20 protein-coding genes are annotated in these 21,540 nt (G+C 42.9%); 10 read left to right on the forward strand and 10 right to left on the reverse strand.

What is annotated here, in order from left to right; genetic code table 11:
* Positions 1 to 31 precede the first annotated feature (31 nt).
* Entirely contained in the window at positions 32 to 628 is a 597-nt protein-coding gene (locus AC0L13_RS16310) for a histidine phosphatase family protein (protein WP_473641433.1), read from the reverse strand.
* A gap of 177 nt (positions 629 to 805) precedes the next feature.
* Here AC0L13_RS16310 and AC0L13_RS16315 point away from each other — a divergent pair, with 177 nt between their 5' ends.
* The 3 genes from AC0L13_RS16315 to AC0L13_RS16325 all read left to right on the forward strand — a co-directional run bounded on the left by AC0L13_RS16315 (position 806) and on the right by AC0L13_RS16325 (position 3,811).
* Entirely contained in the window at positions 806 to 1,738 is a 933-nt protein-coding gene (locus AC0L13_RS16315; protein ID WP_473641435.1) for a hypothetical protein, read from the forward strand.
* Positions 1,739 to 1,842: 104 nt separating this feature from the next.
* Positions 1,843 to 2,352: a sigma-70 family RNA polymerase sigma factor gene (locus AC0L13_RS16320; RefSeq protein WP_473641437.1), complete on the forward strand. Its 510-nt coding sequence runs from the start codon at positions 1,843 to 1,845 to the stop codon at positions 2,350 to 2,352.
* Positions 2,345 to 3,811 carry a hypothetical protein gene (locus AC0L13_RS16325; RefSeq protein ID WP_473641439.1) on the forward strand — a complete coding sequence of 489 codons (1,467 nt, stop codon included), beginning with the start codon at positions 2,345 to 2,347 and terminating at the stop codon, positions 3,809 to 3,811. The genes AC0L13_RS16320 and AC0L13_RS16325 overlap by 8 nt, the downstream gene beginning before the upstream one ends.
* 166 nt (positions 3,812 to 3,977) lie before the next feature.
* Here the strand turns inward: AC0L13_RS16325 and AC0L13_RS16330 are convergent, their stop codons facing one another.
* Positions 3,978 to 4,640 carry a hypothetical protein gene (locus AC0L13_RS16330; RefSeq protein WP_473641441.1) on the reverse strand — a complete coding sequence of 221 codons (663 nt, stop codon included), beginning with the start codon at positions 4,638 to 4,640 and terminating at the stop codon, positions 3,978 to 3,980.
* 52 nt (positions 4,641 to 4,692) lie between these two features.
* Positions 4,693 to 6,192, reverse strand: coding sequence for a BCCT family transporter (locus AC0L13_RS16335; RefSeq protein WP_473641443.1), 1,500 nt, complete (start codon positions 6,190 to 6,192; stop codon positions 4,693 to 4,695).
* 291 nt (positions 6,193 to 6,483) lie between these two features.
* Between AC0L13_RS16335 and AC0L13_RS16340 the strand changes: the two genes are divergently transcribed.
* From AC0L13_RS16340 to AC0L13_RS16360, 5 genes are read left to right on the forward strand one after another with little or no spacing between them, the layout of a single operon-like run.
* Positions 6,484 to 7,806: a hypothetical protein gene (locus AC0L13_RS16340; protein ID WP_473641445.1), complete on the forward strand. Its 1,323-nt coding sequence runs from the start codon at positions 6,484 to 6,486 to the stop codon at positions 7,804 to 7,806.
* A gap of 3 nt (positions 7,807 to 7,809) precedes the next feature.
* Positions 7,810 to 9,075, forward strand: coding sequence for a hydantoinase/carbamoylase family amidase (locus tag AC0L13_RS16345; protein WP_473641447.1), 1,266 nt, complete (start codon positions 7,810 to 7,812; stop codon positions 9,073 to 9,075).
* 18 nt (positions 9,076 to 9,093) lie between these two features.
* Positions 9,094 to 10,539 carry a M20 family metallopeptidase gene (locus AC0L13_RS16350; protein ID WP_473641449.1) on the forward strand — a complete coding sequence of 482 codons (1,446 nt, stop codon included), beginning with the start codon at positions 9,094 to 9,096 and terminating at the stop codon, positions 10,537 to 10,539.
* Between the two features lie 9 nt (positions 10,540 to 10,548).
* Positions 10,549 to 12,066, forward strand: a complete 1,518-nt coding sequence (locus AC0L13_RS16355; protein WP_473641451.1) for an AbgT family transporter — start codon at positions 10,549 to 10,551, stop codon at positions 12,064 to 12,066.
* 38 nt (positions 12,067 to 12,104) lie between these two features.
* The gene (locus tag AC0L13_RS16360) at positions 12,105 to 13,385 is read left to right on the forward strand and encodes an amidohydrolase (protein ID WP_473641454.1); all 1,281 of its coding nucleotides are present in this window, start codon (positions 12,105 to 12,107) and stop codon (positions 13,383 to 13,385) included.
* A gap of 277 nt (positions 13,386 to 13,662) precedes the next feature.
* Here AC0L13_RS16360 and AC0L13_RS16365 read toward each other — a convergent pair whose 3' ends face one another.
* Positions 13,663 to 14,094 (reverse strand): hypothetical protein, encoded by a 432-nt coding sequence (locus tag AC0L13_RS16365; RefSeq protein WP_473641457.1) that lies wholly within the window; start codon positions 14,092 to 14,094, stop codon positions 13,663 to 13,665.
* A 172-nt stretch (positions 14,095 to 14,266) separates the two neighbouring features.
* Here AC0L13_RS16365 and AC0L13_RS16370 point away from each other — a divergent pair, with 172 nt between their 5' ends.
* Positions 14,267 to 15,187, forward strand: coding sequence for an MBL fold metallo-hydrolase (locus AC0L13_RS16370; RefSeq protein ID WP_473641458.1), 921 nt, complete (start codon positions 14,267 to 14,269; stop codon positions 15,185 to 15,187).
* A gap of 139 nt (positions 15,188 to 15,326) precedes the next feature.
* On the opposite strand, the gene AC0L13_RS16375 is transcribed toward AC0L13_RS16370, so the two are convergent.
* On the reverse strand, positions 15,327 to 16,418 hold the full coding sequence (locus tag AC0L13_RS16375) for a copper resistance D family protein (protein ID WP_473641460.1): 1,092 nt from the start codon (positions 16,416 to 16,418) through the stop codon (positions 15,327 to 15,329).
* Between the two features lie 3 nt (positions 16,419 to 16,421).
* A complete protein-coding gene (locus AC0L13_RS16380) occupies positions 16,422 to 16,979 on the reverse strand; it encodes a copper resistance CopC family protein (RefSeq protein ID WP_473641462.1) in 558 nt (185 codons plus the stop codon).
* 596 nt (positions 16,980 to 17,575) lie between these two features.
* Here AC0L13_RS16380 and AC0L13_RS16385 point away from each other — a divergent pair.
* Positions 17,576 to 18,157, forward strand: a complete 582-nt coding sequence (locus tag AC0L13_RS16385) for a protein-L-isoaspartate(D-aspartate) O-methyltransferase (protein WP_473641464.1) — start codon at positions 17,576 to 17,578, stop codon at positions 18,155 to 18,157.
* A 127-nt stretch (positions 18,158 to 18,284) separates the two neighbouring features.
* Here AC0L13_RS16385 and AC0L13_RS16390 read toward each other — a convergent pair whose 3' ends face one another.
* From AC0L13_RS16390 to AC0L13_RS16405, 4 genes are all read right to left on the reverse strand, one after another.
* A complete protein-coding gene (locus AC0L13_RS16390; RefSeq protein ID WP_440500774.1) occupies positions 18,285 to 18,485 on the reverse strand; it encodes a cold-shock protein in 201 nt (66 codons plus the stop codon).
* A 268-nt stretch (positions 18,486 to 18,753) separates the two neighbouring features.
* Complete coding sequence (locus AC0L13_RS16395; RefSeq protein ID WP_473641467.1) at positions 18,754 to 19,191, reverse strand: universal stress protein; 438 nt, start codon at positions 19,189 to 19,191, stop codon at positions 18,754 to 18,756.
* Positions 19,192 to 19,340: 149 nt separating this feature from the next.
* Positions 19,341 to 20,840, reverse strand: coding sequence for an S-layer homology domain-containing protein (locus AC0L13_RS16400; protein ID WP_473641469.1), 1,500 nt, complete (start codon positions 20,838 to 20,840; stop codon positions 19,341 to 19,343).
* Between the two features lie 315 nt (positions 20,841 to 21,155).
* On the reverse strand, positions 21,156 to 21,419 hold the full coding sequence (locus tag AC0L13_RS16405; RefSeq protein ID WP_473641471.1) for a hypothetical protein: 264 nt from the start codon (positions 21,417 to 21,419) through the stop codon (positions 21,156 to 21,158).
* Between the last annotated feature and the right edge of the window lie 121 nt (positions 21,420 to 21,540).

Here is a 21,540-nt window from a genome sequence, read left to right on the forward strand (position 1 = left end):
CTAACTATGCGTAACACTCCATGCATTATGCTCAAGATAAATGATCCTGCCTATTCATAAACCTAACGACTCGCATGTCTTCCTTTATTTCAAGCAGATGGATTCCTGTATCGCCAGTAGAAAATGCGACATCTCCGATAGGCAGTTTAAGAAACGCATTGATCAGATTAGAAATCATTTTGCCATGGGAGACAATCGCAATCCGTTGATAGCTTTGATAATCATGGAGGATCTGTCGAAGTATCCGTTCTGCTCGAAAGCGTAGGTCAAGAGCTGATTCCCCGTCTTGTACCGGAATATGAACCGGTCTCCCACCTTCAGGCAAAGGATGCTTGATCGCAGCTTCTTTTCTCGACATTCCAGCTAACACTCCATTATTGAATTCCCTCAAGTCATCATAAAACTTGAGTTCACACCCGATTGCCTCCTGCAAAATTTTTGCCGTCCCACTAGCCCTCTTCAATGTGCTCGAAAGAATCATTTCGGGAAGATATTCTTTCGCAACAGCCGCTGCCATTTTTCTTGCTTGCGCCTCCCCTACATCTGTCAATGGAAAGTCTGCCCTCCCTTCGTGCACTTCCAATAAATCCGCTTCTGATTCGCCGTGTCTGATGATTAGAATTTCCATCTACTTACTCCTCGCTTTTGAGTTAGTCATTTGCCGTCATCTCAACCTATCTACTTTTTCAATTATTACAATATTACCATAGAATTTGAAACTAATAGGAAATTGGCTATTTGGCATCTATTCATCCTGCAATCTTTTCGATAAGATAAGTTCAACGAACGGACGGGAGTGTAGAAGATGGAATGGATAAAAGAGACCGCTGGGTTGGCATTTATCACGTTTTTATTCAGTCTTTTCACATGGGTGCTGACAGCGTCCTATATAGAAGAATACAATCTATTTTCTGCCGAGCCGGTGACCGTGACCACTGTTGATAAAGTAGCGGCGAAAAGCTTATATACACCACCCGCTTATTACGTGCGGGTCGAGTTGCCAAACGGAGAGGAGTCTACATACCTCAACCGGATTTCCAAAAGTGAGGAGAAGGAAATCCAGATTGGAGATTCAATCGATGGGTACTCGTTACGCCCATCAGACTTTTCGACGATCCACGATTTCATCTTTGACAGTTCACTTTTCCTATTCGGGATTGCCGTATTCGGGTTTCTGGCAATCTGCTGCCTGATCGCACTGTTGCTGTCCATACCTGTATTGGATGCATTGGAAAAGAAAGTCTCTTACAAACGACAGCAGAAAAGGCGGAAGAAAGGGAAACAGAAAAAAGAAAGAAAAGGCTGGAGAATTGTCGGTGTCGTACTTCTAGTTTTTCTAGTTTTCATCTGGCGCTTCCTGTTGAACCTGGTTCGAAAACTACTTCCATTCGGAAAGACAGATACCGAGGCTCTGATTCTCGACCGTGATTCCTATGTCACATACCGCAAGTACGAGGATTCATCCTACGAGCTGACCGTATCTTTCGAAGATCAAGCAGGACGTACTTTCCAGGTGATCAAAGACGTCACGGGACAAACCTATAACCAATACGGCATCGGGGATAAGCTGCCGATTGCTTACCGCAATGCAAATCCCTATGACGTATTTGTACGTGGCAATTCCTATTTGGACATCTTTGAAGCAATCATGACTTGGGAATCACTTGTCTGTTTAATTATGTTGGCAGTCACTTTGTTTGCCGGCTGGGCGTTTATTAAAGAACGAAGAAAAAAGTAACCAAGGCGGTTGCTTTTTTTTCTTGGAATTCCTAGCTATAAAATTAAGAAATGACAACCTTTCCCGCTTGAGCTCCGTTACCATTATGAAGAGGCGGTGATGACATGGACCAGGAAGAATTGGAGAAAATCATGGATGCGCATGGAGAACATCTATTGAGGATGGCTTTCTTTTATTTGCGGGACCGCGAGATGGCGAAGGATATCGTACAAGATGTATTCATTTCCTTTTATACGTCTTCGAATTATGAGGAACGAGGTACTATGCGTGCATATTTGACAAAGCTTACCGTCAACCGCTGCAAAGACCACTTGCGGAGCTGGTCATTCCGGAATTTGCTGTTCACGCATGATTGGGTGGAGACAATACATAAACAGCAGGACCCGCTTGTTTTGAATGAAGAGCGAACGGAAATCGCCATTACGATATTGAAGTTGCCAATGAAATATCGGGAAATTATCATTTTTTATTACTACGAAGGTTATAAGATCAAGGAAATCGCCGCTTTTTTAGAGCTGTCCGAGAATACCGTGAAAGCACGAATGGTGAAAGCTCGAAAGCTTTTGAAGGAAAAACTGAAATCCGATGATTGGGAGGTGCTATCTAGTGAATGAAGTGAAAAAGAGTTTAGATGCCATGTCGGGGTTTACGTCGGATGACTTGGAAGAAGTGAAACAAAAAGTCCTTTCCGGAAAACAGAGACATAAAAGAAAAAATCCGATTCCGGCGGCAGTAACTGCTCTCGTAGCTGCGGCTGTCCTGTTTCTTGCGTTCACCTTGCTGAAGGACGATTTATTTACTGCGGATGAAGAGGCATATAAGGTTAATGAACTGATCTATGACTTCATACTTCATACAGAATCGGAAGGAAATGAAAACGACGCTACAGGTCAAATGAAGCAGGACGTATTGCAGAGCGTCCTGCAAATAGATGCCGTCATCGATTACGCGGAATCGCTTGGCTACAAGGAAGACACGGCAGCTATCGAAGAAATCGTAGCAGAACAGCGTGACGGGTACTTTGCGGAACTGGACAATGAAGGAGAAGAGAGAAAGAACGCGGTTCTTGAACAACAGGAGAAGAGTTTCGGCATCTCCTATGATGAATATTTCAACGTTATTTACAAGTGGTCGACACGCTACGAGAAAGCTGAGGAATGGCTCGTTCAACATCCGCAGGAGAATTCTATCACAAAAGGTGAAGCGCTTCGTTTGTTACAGAATAAACACGAGCGTGCCATCGCCGATTTCATGCAACAAAAAACGATTCCGCCTTTCGATTTGTCCGTAAAATATAATGAACTCGAAGGGACAGTCGCCGCCATCGAGGGTGACCGAGTCATTGTCACGCACGGTTTTGAAGAGGACGCTCCGTCAAAATTGGAAAAGCTGCTTATAAAAGGAGTCGCCTCCCGGTTTATCATCAATGATGCTTCAGACGAGATTTTACCCGGCATGGACATCAGGATTGTTTATGATGCTCTCTCCTACCCCTTTACTTCACATGGTACTTCATTAATTTACGAGAAAGTGACGGTGTGGGAAAGAATCGGATCCAACGCTGAAACCGAATATCTAGCTAAAAATGCAGAGCAACTATCTGATGCAGACATTGAAACAGCTTATGACATGTGCGTAGCTGCGCTAACGGACTATTATAAAGCAATTTGGAATGGTTCGGCTATTGACTTGGAGATGTTTATTGAAAATGAAAACCTTAAACAATATATGCAAAAGAAGGTTCAATCCGAGCATGATGTGTACGGGAGCTTTAATGATCCGGTGAAAGATGTTGAGATTGGGGATTGGGAAGCGGAGTATACAGAAGATGCGAATGGAGGTTTTCTCTATTTAGATGTACCTGTAAAGGTTAATAAGTATGTAGGCGGTTATGGGGAAGGCACTGAATTTCTCATCCGCAATGTAAACGGCAAGCTAGTCATCGTTGATTGGTATACAGGCGGCAAAGATACGTATGATTTCATCGTACGTGGAGACAATGTAACGATTGACGACCCGGATATTTGGAATGACCGAGAATGGGTGAAGACGTTGGACGGCACGCCGGATTGAACTCTGATGGGGTACCCACCATCTCTTTTTTAGCATCACGGAAATCGCCCTTGCAATCCCATTTCGTACAATCGCCAGCGACATAGAAAAGCAAAAAAGGAGACATCATAGTCCGCTGTGATTGTCTCCTCTTTTATTCATTATGCAATCGTCTTCATTCATTACCTTACAAAGGTACCCGTGCAATTAAGCTCCATGAATCACCGTTCGCCAATTTATTTATATGGACTTCAATATCCCCTCCTAAATAGACGGTCTCTCCTTGAATCGCTACGACCATCGCCTGAATAACAGGTACACTGTTGTTTTCTTGAAAAACATCGCCAATTTTAGGGACATAGGTTGGACGTGAATCGAGTTCTTGCTTTTTTGCTTCTTGTGCATGTGCTTGTGGATCTGGCTTTGCCAGATCAATAATTGTTGCACCCTCTTCTAGCCCAGGCACCATTACCCAATATTCACTATGTTTGATTCCGTTCGATTTGTTACTGATGACACCATTCGCTTCTATGGAAGATACGATTTCAATCGCGTGAAGATGGTGATGGTCCAAAGAGTCTGGTTTAGGATTAATAATTAATATATAGTCCCCTACTTTTGCCTTTACGTCTTTATGAAGCGTATACCTTTCATAATTGAACCTGAAACTATCTAAATGCTTCGGTTTATATAATGTAATTTCTTTCGCTGTTACGAGCTCCTGTTCCAAATCCTCGAGCCGAATAAGATGAACAGATTTCTTAAAAAAAGGCTTTACAGAGTACACTTTGTGCAGCTTATTATTATAATAGACAAATTGCCCTTTTCTAACGTTTAATAAATTCAACACAATCCCACCTTTTAATTTTTTCCTGCTTCTTCACATTTTCCATTCCAACTACTCATTCTTTTTGCTGTATGATTCTATAAAAGGAAACGACCATAAAAACGACAATAAGGGAGAGAGGCAAAGCCGATATGATCAGCATATTTTGAAAGCCTTTAATACCACCGGAGTACATGACAATGGCAGCCATCGCAGCTAATGCAAGTCCCCAAACGATTTTGATAACGTTGGAAGGATTCAATTGTCCGCCCGTACTGAACATGCCGAGTACAAATGTAGCTGAATCCGCTGATGTTATGAAAAAAATCGCAATGACAAACACTGTAATGAAAGACAGGACTGTACCTAGCGGATAATGCTCATACATGCCGAATGTCACCGTTTCTGTAACCAATGTGGACAGCTTGGCTAACCCGTTTTGCTCTAAGTATAATGCCGATCCGCCAAACACCGCAAAGAAGATGAATGTTACTAGTGTGGGGGCAAGCAATACGCCAGCGACAAACTCTTTTATCGTACGGCCTTTTGAAACACGCGCGATGAACATCCCTACAAATGGTGCCCAAGATATCCACCATGCCCAGTAAAAAATCGTCCAATCATTGATCCACTGACGCTGTTCTCCATTCAACGGTTTAAGTTCAAAACTCATTTCAATGAAATTCCCTACATAATTACCGATTGACGTTGTAAATAGATTTAAAATGTACATGGACGGTCCGACAATAAATAATAGCGCGAGCAAGATAAATGCAACAACAATATTAATCGTACTTAAGTATTTTATTCCCCGTCCAATTCCCGACCATGCAGATAAAATAAATAATACCGTCGCGATTAGTAAAATGATTAATTGAAACCAAAACGTTTTAGGGGCATCAAACAAATACGTCAAGCCGCTATTAATTTGCGCTGATCCGAATCCGAGTGTGGATGCCACACCGACAACAGTGGCGAAAATCGCCAGCGTATCCACGATATGACCAACTGTGCCTCGCATGATTTTCTTGCCAAATAACGGCTCAAGCGTAGCGCTAATTAATCCTGGAGCACCAACTCGAAATTTAAAATAAGCAAGTACAAGTGCTACAATGCTATACAACCCCCATCCATGAAGTCCCCAGTGAAACATCGCATATTGTAGTGATTCGATAATCGCCTTATCAGAACCTGGCGTTGCATTCGGTGAACTGATGAAAGCATGTGAAATGGTTTCGGCTGTTGTAAAGAACATCAGGCCGATGCCCATACCCGCGCTGAATAACATAGCAAACCATGCAAGTAAACTAAAATCAGGCTTATCATTTTCCTTTCCTAACTTCACCTTGCCAAAACGCGAAAACATCATATAAATGCAAAAACTAATCATTGCAACAATAACAAATATGTAAAACCACCCAAAATGATCGTAAATAAATGCGGTCGCTACTACAGTCAACTCATTTAGTTGATTCGGAGCAAAAGAACCCCATAGTACAATCGCAATGCAAATAACGACTGCATACCAAAATACCCTTGTAATATGCAAAAAACTTCCCCTTTCCACTTTATCCATTTTTCCAATCCTCCATCCTCAATTTATCGATCGACGATTGTGACAACCTAGTTAGCGACTAATTATTCCCGTTCAACTGGATAACTAAACATTAGTAAACGAATACTTGAGCAATTGCTTTCCCTTAACGTTAAATTCTCCACTAAACTACTTTACAGCAAGGTTCTATTGAACTATCTAATATTTCCAAAGAAAAAAATATAGACAATGTAAGCGCTTTATAGTAACGTATAAGGAAACTTAAAGGAATTAGTCCTTAAATGAATTTTTTAATGCCGAGGAGGTGGAAGATTGATAGTGACAATAGGCGTTGTCGGACCCGCCGAATCGGTCGGTAAAATTTTGTCAGTTGCGGAGGAGTTTCCAAACACGAAATGCATTCCTTTTATTTATGAAAACGTGCGTGAATTGCCTGCACTGATTGAGCAAGGACGTCTAATCGTAGATCAATGGCTGTTTTCCGGAATTATGAATCATATGTACGCTTTGCAACATGACTTAGTTAAGGAAGAGCAAGCGAGTTTTCCTTATTTGCACGGTTCAAGTTTCTTTGGAAAACTATTAGAAATACAAGCAAAAGAAGGTCGGATCATTCGATCTGTCAGCATTGATTATATTACGGCTGAAGAAGTGCAAAAAGTAGTCTCATTTTATGATTTAACTCATCTTCATTTCGAAACGATTCCTTCTTGTAACGGTGATGGCAAAAAGCTTTCTTCAATTCACGAAGAACTGTACAAAGATCAGAAAACCGAAGTTGCCATTACAGCAATGAAAGAAGTATATGATCGGCTGAAAGAAGCCAATGTTCCAGTCTATCGGCTGACCCCTTCCTACATGTCAATTAAATTATCAATTGAACTGCTGATTAAAAAAGCGCAGTCAAAACGCTTCGAAAACTTACAAATGGCTGTGATTGGGTGCCAAGTGTTGAATGCCAATGAAAATATCGAGAAATCGATCTTTGAATGGAAACTTCAAGACTTAGTCGTTAAAAAACACCTTTTCACATTAACGCAGAAATTGAACGGTTCCTTCGTTGAAATTGCTGACGGACTTTACTCGATATATACGACTAAGGGCGAAATCGATGAGGACATTGAATCATCCTTACTAACTACTATCGAAACATTCAAATTGGATCAGCAATTAGATATCGGTTTTACAATCGGCTACGGACAAACTGTTTTAGAAGCTGAACAGCATGTACGACACGGGCTCAATCAATTAAAAGCAGATGAAGAGCCCTCTCTTCTAATTGTGAAGACAAAAAATGACATTACGCAAAAAGTACGTAGCGATTATGCAAATATGTTGAACACGACCGAGTTACGTACAATCTTGCAAGAAAGATTCCAATTGGCGGACAGCAACGCTCGCGATGTGTTGCGGTTGGCGTTTTATTGCCAGAGGTACAACAAACAGGAATTTACAGCCGACGATGTGGCGCAGTGGTTTACGAACACGAAGAGAAACGCCCGTCGAATTTTATTGGAATTACAGCAAGCCGGCATTATCGAGATGTACGACAAAATTCAAACAACGCCAAGAGGACGACCTAGCAATGTGTACCGTTTTTGGGACCAAGAGCTCCTCTTCGGAAAGGAGGAGTAAGCGATGCATCATCTGACTACGTGGATCGAAGAAAAGCTTCTTCAAGTGAATCTTGTAAAAACGATGGATCAAGCTGAAGGGTTTTCACGTCTTGGCTATACGAAGGAAGAGCAGGCATCACAGGAACAATTCCGGTACATTGCCGAGGACCTTGGACTTCAAACCTATCAAGATGCTGCTGGTAACCAATGGGCTTTGTGGAAGGTCGATGAATCAGAAGGTTGGATAGCTACCGGTTCGCATCTCGATACGGTTTACAACGGCGGAGGCTACGATGGCGCGGCTGGCGTAGTTGCAAGTCTTGCTGCAGTGAAACTACTAAAAGAGGAATCCTTCCAGCCGAAAAAAAACATTGCCGTAATTGCATTTGCCTGCGAGGAAGCTGCACGCTTCAATGTTTCTACGATTGGCAGTAAAGCAATTTGTGGGTTATTGGATAAAGACAAACATGCTTCTCTCGAAGATAGTAGCGGCGTCACTTTGAAGAAAGCGTTTACAGATTGTGGTTTGGACTGGGAGTTACTACATAAAGCTCGACTAGAAGATCATCAGCTTGAACAATTTGTCGAATTGCATATTGAACAAGCAACGAAGCTGGAGAAGTCCGGAAGAGATATCGGGATTGTCCGAGCAATCGCGCAACCTACTAGACTCCGTATCACTTCTGTCGGAAAAACAAACCATACAGGCACCACGCCAATGGATGAACGCCAAGACACACTTGTCGCAATTGCTCCGATCATCAGTTTCATTGAGGAAACAACAATTGAGATCATTAAACAACAAAACGTTCCGCTTGTGGCTACTGTTAGCACGATTCAAAACAGTCCAAATGCAATGACCATGATACCGGGAGAAGTCGTGTTAGGCGTCGATATCCGGAGTACGAATGCAGAAGTAAAACACGAACTCGTAAGTAGAATTACTAACTTCGCACGAGCAATCGAAAGGGATAGACAGGTTACAATTACGATTGAAACGCTCGTTGATGATGAACCAACCCAACTCGATTCATCCATACAAGCAAAGCTCACACATATTTGCGAGAAAATTGGATTGTCTTCGCTGCCTTTAGATAGCGGGGCTGGGCATGATGTTATGAATTTGGCCAAACGCTGGCCGTGCGGGTTACTTTTCATCCCTTGCCGAGACGGAGTGAGCCATCATCCGTCCGAGCACGCCGATAGTGACGATCTACTGAAAGGAACGAAAGTGCTTGCCGAATATCTAAAACAAGCAGCAAGCAACAACGACTCATCATTAGACTGAAAACTAGGAGGACATCAAATGTTTACATTCATCAAAGATTATATGGAAGAAAAAGCAGATTATTTTAACGAGGTATCCGGCTATATATTCCGCCATCCGGAAACACGTTTTGAAGAATACGAATCTGCCGCGTTTTTATCATCGGAATGCGAAAAACAAGGTTTTGAAGTGGAACGTAATCTCGCAAACATTCCTACCGCGTTCAAAGCGACATTTGGTTCAGGTAAACCCGTCATTGCGTTTCTAGGTGAATATGACGCATTGCCGGAATTAAGCCAAACACCTGGCACGACAAAAAAAGAGCAATTGGAAGAGTCCCCTCATTTCGGACACGGATGCGGCCATAACTTGCTAGGCACAGGAGCATTTGCAGCGGCGTGCGCTACGAAAGCGTATTTGGAAGAAAACAATTTGGAAGGAACAGTCGTTTTTTACGGATGTCCAGGGGAAGAAGGCGGTTCCGGGAAAACGTTCATGGTGCGAGACGGTGCTTTTGAAGGCGTCGACGCAGCACTAACATGGCACCCGTCACCAGCAAACTCCATTATGAGCAAGCCGACATTGGCGAATTATCAAGTTTCCTTCCGCTTCAAAGGCGTCGCTGCCCATGCGGCAAATTCCCCGCATTTAGGTCGCAGTGCACTAGATGCCGTTGAGTTGATGAACGTTGGCGTCAATTATTTACGCGAGCATATCATTCAAGATGCGCGGGTTCACTATGCCGTCACAGATACAGGCGGTTTTTCACCTGCTGTTGTACAGCCTCAAGCAGAAGTTCTATATTTGATCCGCGCACCGAAGAACAATCAGGTGGAAGGGATTTATAAGCGGATTTGCAAAATAGCAGAAGGTGCCGCTTTAATGACAGAAACTGAATTGGAAATTGAATTCATAAAAGCATGCTCCAACTATGTGCCGAATAGAAGCCTGGAAAGAATTCTGCACAAAAATTTGAAAGAAGCAGGTGCCAGTGAACCTTCTGACAAAGAAAAGGCTTATGCAAAACAGATTTGGGAAACTTTCTCATCAGATGAGCAGGAATTCTACTTGGACGTCTTGAAGGGATTCGGCTATATCGGGGATGGCAGCGAGTTCAAAGGAAAATATTTGAGTGACAGCATTTCGGATTATGTAGAAACGGATGAAATCTTCTACGGCTCTACAGATGTAGCTGATGTCAGCTGGGTACTCCCGACCGCCCAACTATCTGCCGCTACAAGCACACTCGGAACCGCATTGCATACGTGGCAAATGACAGCCCAAGGCCTTTCCGATTTCGCAAATCGCGGAATGATGCGTGCCGCTTCCGCTATGGCATTGACCGGTATTGAACTTCTCACTTCAGCAGAAATACTTGCACAAGTGAAAGAAGAGCATGCTCAGTTCGAAAAAGAAAATCCTTACAACCCCCCGATCCCGAAAGATGTCAGTCCATCTACGTTGGGCGGAAAAAGAATCTACTAAAGAGGTGAAATGATGGAAAAGAAAAAAGGTTTATTCCAAAGATTTTTGGATGTTGTTGAAAAGGTTGGTAACAAACTTCCTGACCCGTTCGCATTATTTGTCGGTTTAGCAGTGCTAATGATTATTACGTCATGGATTTTCAGCCTATTCGATGCTTCTGTTGTCCATCCGGGCAAAGGAGAAGTCATGCCGATTAAGAGCTTGATCTCCGCTGAAGGTTTACAATTCATGTTATCTTCAATGCTCAGCAACTTTACAGGCTTTGCTCCACTTGGCCTCGTAGTCGTTATGATGCTCGGGATTGGATTAGCAGAAAAAGTTGGTTTGTTTGACTATGCAGTACGTAAAACAATCTTGAAATCACCTCCTGCCTTACTGACATACACTGTCGTATTTGTAGGAATTATGGGGAACCTTGCTTCCGATGCTGCCGTTGTGCTCATTCCGCCGCTAGCAGCACTCGTCTTCTATAAAGTCGGACGCCATCCATTGGCCGGTCTCGCTGCCGGTTTTGCCGGTGCAGGTGCAGGGTTCACGGCAAACTTATTTATCGCTGGAACAGATGTATTGCTTGCCGGTCTCTCTACAGAAGCCGCACGTATTATGGATGAAACAATAACAGTGTCACCTGTCGATAACTGGTTCTTCAATATCGCTTCTGTTTTCGTGTTGACGATCGTCGGCGGTCTGTTAACGTCCAAATTTATCGAACCGCGTCTCGGTGTATATAAAGGTGAAGCATTGGAAGAAGAAGAAACCGAAGATCATCCGAATGCAAAGAAAGCGCTAATAAACTCTGTCTTAGCAGGTCTTATCTATATCGCCATTATCGTCGTAGCCATTTTCATTCCGAACAGCCCATTAACGAATGAAGATGGTGGATTGATTCCGAGCTCTCCATTCTTGACTGGCATCGTTCCGATCATCTTGTTCTTCTTCATCATTATCGGGGTAACCTTCGGAATTTCTGTCGGCAAAATCAAGTCCAGTAAGGACGTCAGCCATTACATGTCCGAATCAGTCAAAGACATGTCCAGCTATATCGTACTCGTTTTTGCTATCGCACAATTCACTGCCTATTTCAACTGGTCCAACTTAGGTACATGGGTAGCCGTAAACGGTGCAGAATTCCTTGAAAGCGTCAACTTTACAGGAATGCCGCTCATCATAGGTTATATTATTTTCACATCACTAATGAACTTCCTGATCACATCCGGTTCAGCGAAATGGGCAATTGAAGCACCAATTTTCGTACCGATGTTCATGGAACTTGGTTACCACCCGGCATTCACACAAGTCGCTTATCGTGTTGCCGATTCATCAACAAATATCATTACACCATTGTTCCCTTATATGGTCATCATATTGGCATTCATGCAACGCTACGATAAGAAGGCAAGCATCGGAACGTATATGTCCCTCATGATTCCATACAGCCTTGTATTCTTAGTAACTTGGATTATTTTGATCCTTGTATTCTTCTATTTGGGCATTCCGTTCGGACCTGGTATTCACGCACGCTTATAATTGATAGAGACTTTTAACCATTATAGGAGGCAATAATTATGCAACTAGAAAAGCAACTTATTAACTGGAGACGAGACTTCCACCGATTTCCTGAACAAGGTTTTCTAGAAATACGCACGGCATCCATCGTAGCAAGCATATTAGAATCCTTAGGTTTTGACTTACGGCTTGGCAAAGAAGTTATGAAAGAAGACGAATGCATGGGGAAACCCGATGCTGCAAAAACGAAGGAACATGTCGCATGGGCAAAAGAAAACGGAGCCGTGGAACGCTTCCTCCCTTATTTTGAGGAAGGATTCACCGGAATCGTCGCAACGCTCGATACGAATCGCCCCGGCCCTACTGTTACGTTTCGTGTGGACATGGACGCATTGCCGATTTTAGAATCTGATGCGTCGCAGCATACACCTGTCACATTAGGATTCCGTTCTACTGCGGAAGGCTCCATGCATGCTTGCGGACACGATGCACACACTTCCATCGGACTTGGACTCGCTACGATGGTAGCTGAAAAACAAGATGAGCTGAACGGTGTCATCAAGCTGATCTTCCAACCAGCCGAAGAAGGCACACGCGGCGCGAAAGCGATGGCTCGTGCAGGGGTTGTCGACGATACTGATTTCTTCATCGCTTCCCATATCGGAACCGGCGTGCCGCAACATCATTTTGTTGCTGCAAATAACGGCTTTTTGGCGACAACAAAATTAAATATTACGTTTACTGGAAAAGCAGCACACGCCGGTGGTGAACCGGAAGTCGGTAAAAATGCATTGCTTGCCGCAGCCAGTGCCGCATTGAATATGCATGCAATTTGCCGTCATTCCGGCGGGGACTCTCGCATTAACGTTGGAGAACTGCACGCCGGATCAGGAAGAAACGTCATCGCAAACCACGCCACACTCATCGCTGAAACACGCGGAGAAACGAGTGAAGTGAACAACTTTATGAAAGAACAAGTGGAAAATATCGTAAAAGGCGCGGCGCAAATGTATGGCATCGAGTACTCGATCGAAACTGCAGGGGAAGCCATTAGCTGCAAATGCTCCGTAGACTTGGCAAAGAAATTAGCCAACGTCGCCACGCAGCACTCTTTCATAGAACAAGTGGAAGTCACGAGTGAAACAAACGCAGGTTCAGAAGACGCCACCTACTTCTTGGAAGCAGTTCAAAAGCATGGTGGCCAGGCAACTTACTGCATCTTCGGCACCGACCTTGCCGCTGGACATCACCATGAATGCTTCGATATAAATGAGGATACCCTCCTCCCTGCTGTCGAAATTTTATTTGCAGCAGCGAAGGAATTAAGCCAATCAAAGTAAATGAACGACTAAAAGCCGTCCCATCCGAGTGAAATCTTGAATGGGACGGCTTTTTTATTGTCGGGAGATTGTTTTCGTCGATGGCTTGATGCGTCGATTTCGAGAATCGGATATTGAGCGCAAATCCATTTAGGTCCTAAGTCACAAAATGACAATAAAAGTCGGGAAATGATCGATAACTTTGTGACATTGAACGATAACTCTCGCGAATTGATCGATAACTTCCGGGAAATGACCGATAACTCATTGGAAATGATCGATAAACAACCAACCGGCTCTAAAACTCCCCAACATAATACGGAAAATCAACCACTTTCCACTTCAACTCCCGAAACGACAGCGACTTTTCCGTCTCTTCACAATAAATCGACACATCCATCTTATGGCTCGCATCACTCACCCGCCTCGCAAACCTCCCGTATATGTGAAAATGCTGCCTCCTAACTTCTTCCACAGTTTCCGCCAAATACACCGCATACCGCTTACCGCCAACCGGCACAGCGAACAGCTTCGCAGTACACATCCGTAAACAATTTTCATTCATCATTTTACTAATCGCGTCATGATCCAACTGCTCAAAAGGAATTCGACTTTCTGGATCATCCAGCTGCACAAAACCTTTTTGCACCGCGTAATAAACGGTATATGCCATCCGAGGCACATCATACAAAATCGCATCATGAAGTAATTCTTTCACTGTCAGTTCCAATTTCCATTACCTCCCCATTTATAGACCAGACCTTTCATATGTTATATAGATGGGATTTCAGGAAAAGGATACTGTTAGACAAAATTTAAACCGCAAACAGCAGTCAGACATGATGTAACGGGACTGATTCGAGTGTTAAAATAGTAGCAATTACGACCGATGGAGGTATGTCATGTCACGGAAGCACCGTTTTGTTAATTTAGATGAAGTGGAAACGACAAAAACATTCACGGATTTTCGCCGTTGGCAGAAGGAGCGCAAGATTAATAAAAAGGATCTTAGCATCCAAATCGAGCAGGCGCCATACAAGGAAATAGAAAAACTAAAGAGCAATCGGATGGACATGTCGATTACATGGATCGGGCATTCCACGTTTTTAATCCAGATGAATGGCCTCAATATGCTCACCGATCCTGTTTGGGCTAATCGTATGGGCTTTCAGAAACGACTGACGGCACCAGGGATTGCTTTGATGGATTTGCCTGAAATCGATGTCGTATTCATTTCACATGGGCATTATGATCATTTGGATTTTCCAACGATAAAAAGGTTAAAAGGAAACCCGACTTTCTACGTTCCAATCGGGTTGGGACATGCCTTCAAAAAGCGGGGTTATGAAAAAGTGATTGAGGCCAATTGGTATGATTCGTTTGAACAGGCTGACATGACTTTCTCGTTTGTCCCAGCGCAGCATTGGGTGAAACGGACAATCACTGACACGAATACATCCCATTGGGGCGGCTGGATCATAGAAAATCAGGAGCATTCCATTTATTTTGTCGGAGATACGGGATATTTTCGCGGATTCAAAGAAATCGCAGAGAAGTTTAACATTCAAACTGTGCTGATGCCTATCGGAGCCTATGAGCCGGAGTGGTTCATGAAAGTCAGCCATATCAACCCGGAAGATGCGGTAAAGGCCTTTTTAAAGTTGAAAGGTCATACATTCATCCCTATGCATTATGGCACCTATCATTTGGCGGATGATACCGGCCCAGAAGCCCTTTCAAGATTAGATGCCGAGTGGAACAGATTGCAATTGGATGCTTCTCATTTAAGGAAACTGCTTATCGGGGAAACTTGGTGGATCTAAGCAAAAAGGGAAACGTTCATCCTCTTTTGTCACTTAAATAACTACTTTTTCTAATTAACATAAGGCAAACAAGGTGTCAAAAACTTCTTACACCTTGCTCGCCTTTCGGTTATTACATATTGACTACATGTGCAATTTCTTAGCGAATCACTACAGTCATCATCAACATCAGATATAGACTCACCACAAATAAACAACTGAGAAGAAAAGATACCGCAATTGATGCTTTTTTGAAGAACGAAAGCACCAGTAATCCGAACAATAATATGGATAGGAAAAAGAAGCCGACTGTTTGTAAGTTCACAACAAAGCCAATAGTGTTACCAGAATTAATGATGTTATCATGAAACAAGCGAAATAGAGGTGACACAGCATCATTCGTCAAATAATGGCCATGTGGTGGTGATTGTATTGAAAAAATAGCTGTAATCATAAAAATTACAAACAAAATAAAGCCTTCTACCCGAATCCAAGGAATGGGATTGAATGTAGCATCTTTTGATATCATATATTTCACGAGGAAACCATTCACCAATGCCAAAAAAACAAGTGGCAGTAGGAATAAATGTTTGATTAATAACCCTTGTCCATATGAAACCATCCACGAATCAATATAACCATCCACCATTGTATCCATCAAGAGCAGACCGCTAAAACCAGTCGCGAATAAACAACCAAAAGCAACTGTTGAAAACCAACTTAAAAATTCAAGCCAGTTTTTATGATTGCGGGAACACCAACCAACAATTAGCAAGATTCCAACCCAAATACTCACAGCTGCCATATGAATAAAGTGACTGGTAATCCCCAAGATTGGAGCAACAGAGCCTGCATGACTTGACCAAGCAACCGTCAGCATTAATACAAATGTTAGGAGTGCTCCTAACATAGCGAAAGTGCCCTTTTCAGTCGACCTCGCCAAACTAATGACTAGGACCAGCACAATGGAACCGAGAAGGGTAAAATCCCACGCAGTCCCAACTGTATAGGTTGTCAAAACAATTTTTAGCGATTCAACTAAACCTAAGCGCGGAGCAATATATAAAGTAATGGCAAGTACGGGAATAAACGCGAAAACAGGCAGCGCCACAGCACTTACTAGTAATAAGCGCTTTCGGATTTTTATGTCAGGTCGATAGTTGCTTGGGACAAGTAGAAGCAGAAAACTTCCTGCCAGGATTGCAAAGCAAACATATAAAAGAACCTGACTACTTATCACTACGATGTTCATGTACTACTTCTTTCTTTTGATAAGAAAGAATAAACCACCTGCTACAATGACAACTAAAAGAACAATGAGGATCACTGTCATAGAAGACGACTCATTCTCTACTTCGTCCGCTGTAGCTGTATTTTCTTGGTCTTCTGTCGTTTGATTTACTGCTTCACTTGATTCTGAAGGTTCTTCTGTCACTTCCTCCACAGATTCAGAAACAGGTGCATTTACAGAAAAAGTAAATTCACCTTCTAATGGATGACCGTCTGCACTAATAATACTCCAATTTACTTGATAATCGTCATTTGCGAGGGGCTCAGCAAGTGTACCTGTTAATGTACCCTCACCAATAATAATTTCTTGTACTTCAATCTCTTTCCCACTAGTCGTTGTTACATCGATAAAGCTCCCCTGCTCAATGTTCCCATCAAATTCAAGAATAATTTCTTGTAATGGCGCCGTTATAACCTCACCATCTGCTGGATTCGATCCACTTAAATGCGAGTGTGCAAACGCATTAGTAGAAATAGATAATGCGAGTAAGGTTACTGCTGCTGCAATAAAAAGACGTTTCAAAATATCTCCTCCTGAATTTATTGGATAAGAAACTCTTATTTCCCTCTATCAATTTATAATCATAATGTGAAATCGTTATGAAATAAGGAGACCCAAGTCACTTATTTGTATTGTGTTCAATCTAGCCCGATTGAACACAAGTTAAACAACAAAGCTGGGAGTTTGAATGAAATGAATTAGAATTGGAAATAATGAGTAAAAAATGGTGGAGTTGATCCTCTTGGCAAGTAGATATTATGAAGACAAGAAAGTATTTTGCTATATCTGTCGCAAAATCACCTTTTTTACTTACAAAGATTCACATAATAATATTGGTGTAGAAAGTCATTGCAGCGAATGTTTGGGAATCTGGTTTGAATGGCAAAATAGAGCCGTCGAAAGAGAAATGAAAAAGTGGATTGATTATAATAGCAATAAATTTTCGCTTGGGAGATTTGTTAATTTGGAAAAGTGAAAGGTATACTTTTATGGGATTGGTTGACTACGTGAAACAGCATGTTCGTTTCGAATGAACACCAAATCTTGTTTGCCAATACTCTTTGGAGGAAATACTAAAGGACAAGTGTAAGCTACTATTCTACAAAGGGGCATATGCAATGGCCAACCAAAACGAAGATATCCTTACCTATTTTCAAAAACTAGATCGCGCCTTTTTCATGGATGAACTGAAAGAATTCGCATATATGGACGAGGCCATTCCTATCGGACATGAACAAACCATTTCCCAGCCCTCACTCGTACTTGAAATGACATTGGCCCTCGATTTGCAGCCTGATTCAAAAGTGCTGGAAATCGGAACAGGATCCGGCTTTCAGACCGCACTACTCGCCGCCTTTTCGAAATCCGTTTATACAATTGAACGAATTGCTCCTTTGCATGAACGGGCGAAAGAAAGATTGGCTAAAGTAGGTTTCACGAACATCCATTTCAAGCTGGATGACGGCAGCACCGGTTGGGAAGAATACGCGCCTTACGACCGAATTATGGTGACGGCCGCCGCTGCCCGGGTGCCACGCGAACTTATGGACCAACTAGCAACCGGAGGAAAAATGATCATCCCAGTAGGTACACCTCTTCATCAGGAACTATTGCTTTTAGAAAAAGAGGAACACGGAGAAATTCATACGACAGTGTTGGAGGAAGTGAGGTTTGTCCCGTTGAAGGGGAAGTATGAATAACGTATGAGATACTACTCTTCCTACCGTTAGAAAAAACAGCGACTGTTCTCACTTTAATATCCACCTTCATAATTTATGTAAACGCACAAAAAAGACCCTAACATGTAGGGTCTTTTTTTAGCGCTTATTAAGCTTTTTGAACGTTTGTAGCTTGTAGGCCACGTTGTCCTTGTTCAACTTCAAAAGTTACACTTTGACCTTCGTCTAAAGTTTTGAAACCGTCGCCTTGGATTGCAGAGAAATGTACGAATACGTCTTCTCCACCTTCACGCTCGATGAAACCAAAACCTTTTTCTGCATTGAACCACTTAACTGTACCTTGTTCCATATTAATTGCCTCCTAGTGCGGACATCCACACATGTGATACTATCCTTGCTCAAAACCTTAGACGAAAAGCAAAATATACTCAGACAAAATATATTTTCAATCTGAATTAGAACAAAAATAATTCTTCTTTATAATAACAGGTATTAGATTAAATAGCAAATAGTACGACTGTTAACTACCTTTGCAGCCAGACTGTGAAATGAATAAAAGCACCAGACACCCGTGCAATTTGGAATTGTTCGGGTGCCTCGTACCTTTTTACGAGCTACTATTCACGGATGACAAGTACATCACATTTTGCGGAACGGACAATATTTTCAGAGACGCTGCCCATAACTAAGCGTTCAACTGTATTTAGACCAGTCGCACCGCAGATAATGAGATCTGCATTCAGTTTTTTCGGGAGGTCTGTTGCAATCATTTTTTTCGGCGAGCCATAATCCACAATGACGTTGACGGTTTGCACACCTGCTTGTACAGCTTCCGCTTTGTAGTTGTGTAGCATTTCCTCAGCAGATTTATGGGCGCTTTCAGCGATCGAACGGTCATAAGCCTCAACAGAAGAATATGAACGAGTATCGACGATGTTGACCAAATTCAATGCCGCTTCATTACGGTCAGCGATGGCCACCGCCTTTTTAAAAGCCTTTTCCGACTCTTTCGATCCATCTATTGCGACGATTATTTGCTTGTAAACCAATGTCATAAATCTCACTCCATTCTTGTTCATATCGACTACTTCGACAATGATGGAGCATATCCTTCTCTACTAAACAAAAAGGTTCACAAGTTTCGACAAATTTATTTACAACCCTTTGGTCGAGCGCTTCGAATGATCTCGTTCGTACCAATCTGTCACATCCAGTAATCATGGAGATACGGCCGTATCGTTACGTGTAAAATCGTTCCCAGTTGCAGAACTTCAATCTTGACGCCTTCGAAATAAACAGCGCTGTGTTCGTAGACGAGAACGTGCTCATCCGGGAATATCACTTCAAACATGCCGGCTTTCTTTGCTTCCGCGTGGAAGATGTTTGTACCTTTCTCCCTTGTCACAACAGCAATATCCTCGGAACCTTTCGGGATGTCAAACGTGCCGATTTTATGCCCGGGCTTTACGTTGTAGTGATCGTTATTATTCAAATCAACCGAGTGTTCCGTTCTTTCCTGCAGCGTACGGATTTCATAATAGAAGTGGGCTGTTTTTTGCTTCGCCTCTATGCCGTATCGAATTTCCTCGCCACCCTTGTAATGCACGGTAGCAATGTATTGGCCAGGTTTGTCAATATCGATACAAATATTGTCATCATACATGCCCCTTCGGCAATACTTGAACGCCGCGCTGTCCGTCAGCATCTCGCCCTCCATCGTCGACAGGGAAACCCGTTCTACCTGTTTCGTCTGCTCTAGAGTCATTTCAAGCGAAGCGGCCGTCGGAAATTGTTCGTCCGTCTCTTCCAGCGTCATCTTCCATTCGCCATCCGTTTTCGTAACATGTACATAATATTTTTTGTGATTCACTTCATCAGGAAAATAGACATTTCCTTCACCGAAACTGAGCGTGCCGGTCCCTTCCTTTAGCGGAACAAGTTGCAGACGGTCGCCCGTGTAGCCTGCCGGCGTTTTCCTGCCTGTCACCAATGCCGCCTTGAATACTCCCGGATTTTTCTCATCGTCTTTGAACCACTCGATCTTTTTCCACCCAAAGTCGCTTGCCTGGAGTGTCTTCATCTGCGGCTTCCCTTCTTCGGCTGCCTTCATCAATTTAGCCGCCTGCCCCCGCGTGATGGAGGCATTCGGGCTGAACGTTGTCGGAGACGTTCCAGTCGTGATGCCGAGTCGATGGATAATCAATATGTTCGGACTGTGGGAAACGAATTGTTTCACATCCTTAAACGGATTTTCGTGTTCGGGAATGTCATAGCGCGGCAGATCGAATGCTTTCACGAGAATTGATGCCATCTGTCCTCGCGTGATCGGTTCATTCGGACCATAACGGCCGTCCGCGTAACCTCCGATAATTTCCTTTTCAGCCAAAATAGCGATTGATTTGTAATAGCCGTTCGCCGTAGTGACATCCTTGAATCCCGGATCCTTCACATTCTCCGTATCCAGCTGAAGCAACTTCACGATGATGGCAGCCGCCTGCCCCCGCGTGATCGGATCGCCCGGCTTAAATGTACCGTCCGGATACCCTCCAATGACATTCCGTTCCGCAAGTTCATTCACTGCCTCAGCAAAATGCTTTGTCGGCGGTACGTCAGAGAATTTCGATTCGCCTGCCGCGGTGCCAGGCAGCAGAAAACTGAACGCCAACAGCAGTGCAATAAATACAGTAAGTATTTTCTTCTTCAATTGATGCCATCCTCTCTATTTCATTATTGTCTATTTTATAAGTACCCTACAGACGAGAGATTCCTTGAAAAGTTTCAAAGAAATGTAGAAAGAATGAAAGTGGTGTACTGTTGCCTATAGATGCCTTTATAGTATGGAAAGGCGGATTCTGTTTTACGTAGCTAGTTTACAAATACCCATACAGGAAACGGTTAAGCTACTACTTTCTGAAATCCTTTCGACGACACACAAAAGCTCCGCCGGTTTATAACAACCAGCGGAGCCTTTCAATTGCAGTATATGGCTGAATAACTTTCAGCCCGAATACTCTAAAAGTCAGTTGCCTGCGATATTTAGGCACCAAGTGAAATTTTCCCAAGCGGAATACCAGCCGGTGAAAAGCTCGTGCGAATCATCCCAACGAACTTCAAATTTCTTATGACCTTCTACCTCCACCAAATACAACGCAAGGGTATTATCCTTCTTGGATATCGCAAGCTGCATGCCGTTTTGAAGTTCTTCCTCAGTAAACGGTACATCTGAAACCGAACGCAGCTGTGCTTGTTCAAATACTTGCTTGTTACTGATTCTATAATCCATAATTAGCCTCCACTACAACAACTATTCTTTATACCAGTTCAAACTTCTTCTGCAAATCATTGAAGTACAGAAGTATATTTTATATCTATTTACCGATGAAATCAAAGTGAAAACAACAAAT

Source organism: Sporosarcina sp. QA0331, assembly GCF_055808055.1.

What these genes read in the sequence shown, in the direction of transcription:
- AC0L13_RS16310 (WP_473641433.1), bottom strand. Translation starts at nt 628, where the DNA reads ATGGAAATTCTAATCATCAGACACGGCGAATCAGAAGCGGATTTATTG.
- AC0L13_RS16315 (WP_473641435.1), top strand. Translation starts at nt 806, where the DNA reads ATGGAATGGATAAAAGAGACCGCTGGGTTGGCATTTATCACGTTTTTA.
- AC0L13_RS16320 (WP_473641437.1), top strand. Translation starts at nt 1,843, where the DNA reads ATGGACCAGGAAGAATTGGAGAAAATCATGGATGCGCATGGAGAACAT.
- AC0L13_RS16335 (WP_473641443.1), bottom strand. Translation starts at nt 6,192, where the DNA reads ATGGATAAAGTGGAAAGGGGAAGTTTTTTGCATATTACAAGGGTATTT.
- AC0L13_RS16345 (WP_473641447.1), top strand. Translation starts at nt 7,810, where the DNA reads ATGCATCATCTGACTACGTGGATCGAAGAAAAGCTTCTTCAAGTGAAT.
- AC0L13_RS16350 (WP_473641449.1), top strand. Translation starts at nt 9,094, where the DNA reads ATGTTTACATTCATCAAAGATTATATGGAAGAAAAAGCAGATTATTTT.
- AC0L13_RS16355 (WP_473641451.1), top strand. Translation starts at nt 10,549, where the DNA reads ATGATGGAAAAGAAAAAAGGTTTATTCCAAAGATTTTTGGATGTTGTT.
- AC0L13_RS16360 (WP_473641454.1), top strand. Translation starts at nt 12,105, where the DNA reads ATGCAACTAGAAAAGCAACTTATTAACTGGAGACGAGACTTCCACCGA.
- AC0L13_RS16370 (WP_473641458.1), top strand. Translation starts at nt 14,267, where the DNA reads ATGTCACGGAAGCACCGTTTTGTTAATTTAGATGAAGTGGAAACGACA.
- AC0L13_RS16375 (WP_473641460.1), bottom strand. Translation starts at nt 16,418, where the DNA reads ATGAACATCGTAGTGATAAGTAGTCAGGTTCTTTTATATGTTTGCTTT.
- AC0L13_RS16385 (WP_473641464.1), top strand. Translation starts at nt 17,576, where the DNA reads ATGGCCAACCAAAACGAAGATATCCTTACCTATTTTCAAAAACTAGAT.
- AC0L13_RS16390 (WP_440500774.1), bottom strand. Translation starts at nt 18,485, where the DNA reads ATGGAACAAGGTACAGTTAAGTGGTTCAATGCAGAAAAAGGTTTTGGT.
- AC0L13_RS16395 (WP_473641467.1), bottom strand. Translation starts at nt 19,191, where the DNA reads ATGACATTGGTTTACAAGCAAATAATCGTCGCAATAGATGGATCGAAA.
- AC0L13_RS16405 (WP_473641471.1), bottom strand. Translation starts at nt 21,419, where the DNA reads ATGGATTATAGAATCAGTAACAAGCAAGTATTTGAACAAGCACAGCTG.